The following is a 4,800-nucleotide window of genomic DNA, read 5'->3' on the forward strand; positions in this document are numbered from 1 at the left end:
TTAACAATGCAGACCAGTGTATTAATAGTGCAAGCCGATGTATTAACAATGCAGACCAATGTATTAACAATGCAAGTTAAAAGACTTTTGTATACACCGTAGCTTTTAGAAAAATCTGAAAGTGTTTGCTCCATTACCAAAGACTTTTAGAGCATTTTCTAAATTACTCAACAAAACTCAGCTTGCTCAATTGTGGCTAGAAAGAACTCTGAATAACGCTCTGTCCCAAACCACCAGCCTGCACTTATCTGGGAGGGAATTGTAAATCCGCCAAATGTGTGTTCTTCTTGAAATTCTCCACCAAAGGGAATGTAAGTATAACTACCATCCTCGGTGTGTTCTCCCCAACGTGGGAAAGAAACCTTCAGCAGTTTACCGTCAATGTCTGTAACCATTGTCAGCGTTACAGGTTCACCATCAACCTTCAAACTAGCTTGGATAGTTTTATCATCAATTTCCTTCCAAGTTACGTTGCGTTGAAGTAGCAAAGCAGAAGGCAGCCAGAAAAATTCTCCTACGAATCGTCCAATGGCAGAGCGAGTAATATCAGGATTTTGGACATTTACTAAGGGAATTAGTCCCCAAAGGGCAAAGCGCATTTGACCCGACTTGTTGGCATAGTAATCTGCTCCCATAAATTTAAACAAACCGCTACCAATAACTGCTTTCCAAACAAATCCTTTCAGCGCTGAGGTAATCTGTTTTGCTCGCATCGGTATCCACGGTTTATCTTGTGCCATTCTAAAACTGCCACTCATTTCCAAGCTGACAGAGGAAGCAAGAGGAGTTCCCGGCGCAATGCTATGCAAAAAGTAGCGTTGCACAGGAGGAGGTAATTCTGCAACCATATCTTCAGTGAAACGATCGCCTGTTGGTGACGATTCTAGCGATCGCCAAATCCGATCAATTTCTTGTTCGTTCCTGACGCGAATAATAACTAGAATTATGAATGCGATCGCTAGCAATGCCCCAATGCCGAAGAAAATTTTGGTAAACATTTGCTCCACCTATTTAGATATGGCAGTTTCTTTAATCAAAGCCAAATATTCATCACGGAAGTAACGCAACGTACTAAACACCGGATTAGGTGCAGACTGACCAAGACCGCACAGGCTGGTATGTTTTACCATGTCGCATAGTTCTTCCAGCAATTCCAAGTCAGCTAAGGATGCCTTACCCTCACTAATCTTTGTTAACAATTTATACAATTGCACCGTTCCCACCCGACAGGGAATGCATTTACCGCAAGATTCATCCATGCAAAATTCCATGAAAAAGCGAGCGACATCCACCATGTTGGTAGTTTCATCCATGACAATCATCCCACCGGAACCCATCATCGAACCTAGTTGAGTGAGTGATTCATAATCTACTGGACTATCAAAAGCTGATGCTGGAATACATCCCCCAGAAGGGCCACCAGTTTGCACGGCTTTTACTACACCAACATTCGGTACACCGCCGCCCATTGCTTCTACAATCTGCTTTAATGGAGTTCCCATTGGTACTTCTATTAAACCTGTGTTACGGATTTTGCCTGCTAATGCAAAAACCTTTGTGCCTTTGCTCTTTTGAGTGCCAATGCTAGCGAACCATTCAGCGCCTTTGCGGATAATTGGGGCAATATTAGCGTAAGTTTCAACATTATTAATTAAAGTCGGATATCCCCATAAACCAGACTCAGCAGGGTAGGGCGGACGGGGATAAGGAGTACCCCGTTTACCTTCAATAGAAGCCATTAAAGCAGTTTCTTCACCGCAGACATAAGCCCCAGCACCGATACGAATATCAATTTTAAAATCAAAACGAGAGTCGAAAATTTGCGTGCCTAAGATGCCCAGATGTTGCGCTTGACGAATGGCAGTTTGCAAACGATTGATAGCAACGGGATATTCTGCCCGAATGTAGATGTAGCCTTGATTTGCGCCTACAGAGTATGCTGCGATCGCCATTCCTTCTAAAACGCGATGAGGATCGCTTTCTAGGACGCTGCGATCCATAAACGCCCCAGGATCACCCTCATCAGCATTGCAGATGACAAATTTACGTTCTCCTTTTGCTTTAGCAACCGTTGCCCATTTCAAACCTGTAGGATAACCAGCACCACCACGTCCTCGTAAACCACTGCGGGTAATATTATCTACTGCCTCATTGGGATTCATCTCCCGCAAAACATGGTAAAGGGCTTGATAACCTTTGGCAGCAATATAAGATTGAATGCGTTCTGGATCGATTTTGCCACTGTTTTCTAAAACAATCGGCATCTGGCATGTAAAAAATGGATGAGTTAAATCCCCTTGTTGGACTGTTGTCTCTCCTCCATTCACAGCGGCGATAATTGAGGGTGCATCATCAGGTGTAACTTTCTCGTAAAGCGTACCTAGACTTTCTGGCTTGGTGTTTCTTTCAACCTGTACCAATGGCCCTTGACAGCACAAACGCATACAGCCAACACCACGAACTTCTACTTTTTTTGTCAAATTTTGTGCTGTTACAGCCTCTTCCAAACGCAGTTTGACGGCTTGTGAATTGGCAGACAGACAACCAGCTGCAACACAACAGCGAATTTGCACAGATTTTTCTGAAGCACGTTCTTTTTGGGCAATTTCATTTAACTCAGCTAGATCCATCTTGCAGCCATCCTTTGATGCGATCAAGGACTGATTCAGGGGTTTGATTGCCTAAAACGGTACCATCAAATACTACAGCAGGGGCAATTCCACAAGCACCTAGACACCTTGCTGTGAGCAATGAAATTTGACCATCTGCTGAGGTTTCACCTGCATGAATGTGGGCAGATTTTTCTAAATTTGTCAGGATAGCTTGAGCGCCTTTGACGTAACAAGCTGTACCCGTACACACCACACAGGTATGTACGCCACTAGGTGCAAGTGAAAATAAATGGTAGAACGTGGCAACACCATAAACTCGACTAGGCGGCAGTTTAAGACTATGAGCAACGTAAACTAAGACATCATTTTCTAAATAGCCAAAAAGTTCTTGCGCTTTATGCAATATCTCAATGAGAGCATCCTGTTGATACTGGTAGCGTTTGATAGTTGCATCCAGCATCTTAAAGCGCTTATCTGTTGCCGTGTTCTTAGTTTTAACAGCAGATGCTGAATTCATCGTTTGAGCCTCTCATCTCTTAAGGATGTTCTGCGTCTCACAATTAGGATGATAGAAGAACAATTTGAGAAACTTGTGAGGACAGTTAAGTGAATTTTCGACGTTGCTGGACGAGGGTATGAATTTTCACGCAGAGGCGCAGCGAAAAGTTCCTCGAAGCCGGGTTTCCCGGCGTAGGAAACTTTTCAAGACAGAGACACAGAGAAAAGAGTTTCAGAGATGTTCGCACTGCAATGAAGCAAGGCGTAATATCTAAGATTAGATCTTCACAACTTCCTCAGATTTTTGATTTAACCTCAAAATATAGCCAAAATAAGGTTCATATTCCTCCTGCCTTTCTTGGTGTGATGACTATGCAAAAACGACTTGGCATTCTTACCAGTGGTGGTGATTGTCCTGGACTCAATGCTGTAATTCGAGCTGTTGTTAACCACGCCACCCTTACTTATAAGTGGCAGGTAGTGGGTATTCCTTATGCAACTAGAGGGCTGTTAGAAAGAAAAGCAATTCCTTTGAGCATACATGGTTTAGATCTACGTGGTATTGACCCTTTGCTGAATATGGGAGGCACAATTCTAGGTAGCATCAACAAAGGCGATACTCTAGCTCATGTTGACGAAATTATTGCAGGCTACCATGCTTTAGAATTAGATGCCTTAATTGGGATTGGTGGAGATGGCAGTTTAACGATTCTCAATCAACTACAAAGCCAAGGAAATTGGCAGTTCATTGCCATTCCGAAAACAATTGATAATGATGTCGGCAAGACAGAAAGAGTTGTTGGGTTTGATACTGCGGTCAACACGATTGTTGATGCTCTAAATCGTTTGACATTTACAGCTGCTAGTCACGATCGCGTGATGATTGTCGAAGTCATGGGACGCAAAGCAGGGCATTTAGCATTGCACTCCGGCATTGCAGGGGGTGCAGATGTGATTTTGATTCCCGAAATTCCTTATTCAATTAAAGGTGTGTGCGAACATTTGGCCGAATTACGCGATCGCTGGGGACGCAGATTTGCAATTGTCGTCGCGGCGGAAGGCGCTCAAATAGCAGCCGATTCATTTAGCCATCCATCCTGTGAAAAGCCATCTTGTGGTATGGGTCAATATATTGCTGATGAAATTCGCCATTGCAGTAACGATCAAATTGATATTCGGGTTTCTGTTTTGGGACATATCCAACGAGGTGGTATTCCTTCAGCTTTAGATCGCTTGATAGCCACAGTTTTTGGCAAAGCTGCGGTAGATTTGTTAGCTGATGGGCAATCGGCACAAATGGTAGCTTGGCAAAATGGACAAGTTGTTGCAGTTCCTTTAGAGGATGTTTTGGCTTGCAGTCCTTGTCTTGTAGATCCCAATAATTTCTTAGTGCAAACGGCGCGATCGCTCAGTACTTATATGGGCAATATTACTCCGGCGATAACCACAATTTAAAGTTTTACAATTAGACTGTGGCTTGACCGTACTTATGGATGTCATGGATACATTGGTGCGGAAAAACCTGGATACCCTTGCGGATACATCGGTATATAAGTTGGTACGAGAAAACCTGGAGATACTTGGGGAGAACTTGGTAAATATCCTGGATACCCTTGCGGATACATCGGTATATAGGTTGGTACGAGAAAACCTGGAGATACTTGGGGAGAACTTGGTAAATATCCTGGAT

5 protein-coding genes are annotated in these 4,800 nt (G+C 43.4%); 1 reads left to right on the forward strand and 4 read right to left on the reverse strand.

Annotated elements, in window-relative coordinates; genetic code table 11:
* Positions 1 to 167 precede the first annotated feature (167 nt).
* Genes I8751_RS04975 through hoxE form a run of 3 tightly spaced genes read right to left on the reverse strand, consistent with a single transcriptional unit; the run spans position 168 to position 3,129 of the window.
* Positions 168 to 998 (reverse strand): DUF6920 family protein, encoded by an 831-nt coding sequence (locus I8751_RS04975; protein WP_214438062.1) that lies wholly within the window; start codon positions 996 to 998, stop codon positions 168 to 170.
* Between the two features lie 9 nt (positions 999 to 1,007).
* Entirely contained in the window at positions 1,008 to 2,630 is a 1,623-nt protein-coding gene (locus I8751_RS04980; protein ID WP_214438063.1) for a NuoF family protein, read from the reverse strand.
* Positions 2,617 to 3,129 carry a bidirectional hydrogenase complex protein HoxE gene (gene hoxE / locus I8751_RS04985; RefSeq protein WP_214438064.1) on the reverse strand — a complete coding sequence of 171 codons (513 nt, stop codon included), beginning with the start codon at positions 3,127 to 3,129 and terminating at the stop codon, positions 2,617 to 2,619. The genes I8751_RS04980 and hoxE overlap by 14 nt, the downstream gene beginning before the upstream one ends.
* A 353-nt stretch (positions 3,130 to 3,482) precedes the next feature.
* Between hoxE and I8751_RS04990 the strand changes: the two genes are divergently transcribed.
* Positions 3,483 to 4,565, forward strand: coding sequence for an ATP-dependent 6-phosphofructokinase (locus I8751_RS04990; RefSeq protein ID WP_214438065.1), 1,083 nt, complete (start codon positions 3,483 to 3,485; stop codon positions 4,563 to 4,565).
* A 41-nt stretch (positions 4,566 to 4,606) separates the two neighbouring features.
* Here the strand turns inward: I8751_RS04990 and I8751_RS04995 are convergent.
* Positions 4,607 to 4,800: hypothetical protein (locus tag I8751_RS04995; RefSeq protein ID WP_214438066.1), on the reverse strand; the 194-nt coding region annotated here is incomplete at its 5' end.

Origin of the sequence: Atlanticothrix silvestris CENA357, from assembly GCF_016056295.1 — a bacterium.
Lineage (GTDB): Bacteria > Cyanobacteriota > Cyanobacteriia > Cyanobacteriales > Nostocaceae > Atlanticothrix > Atlanticothrix silvestris.

Bases quoted from the DNA above. Each gene is read 5' to 3' on its own strand.
- I8751_RS04975 (WP_214438062.1), bottom strand. From the start codon at position 998: ATGTTTACCAAAATTTTCTTCGGCATTGGGGCATTGCTAGCGATCGCA.
- hoxE (WP_214438064.1), bottom strand. From the start codon at position 3,129: ATGAATTCAGCATCTGCTGTTAAAACTAAGAACACGGCAACAGATAAG.
- I8751_RS04990 (WP_214438065.1), top strand. From the start codon at position 3,483: ATGCAAAAACGACTTGGCATTCTTACCAGTGGTGGTGATTGTCCTGGA.
- I8751_RS04980 (WP_214438063.1), bottom strand. From the start codon at position 2,630: ATGGATCTAGCTGAGTTAAATGAAATTGCCCAAAAAGAACGTGCTTCA.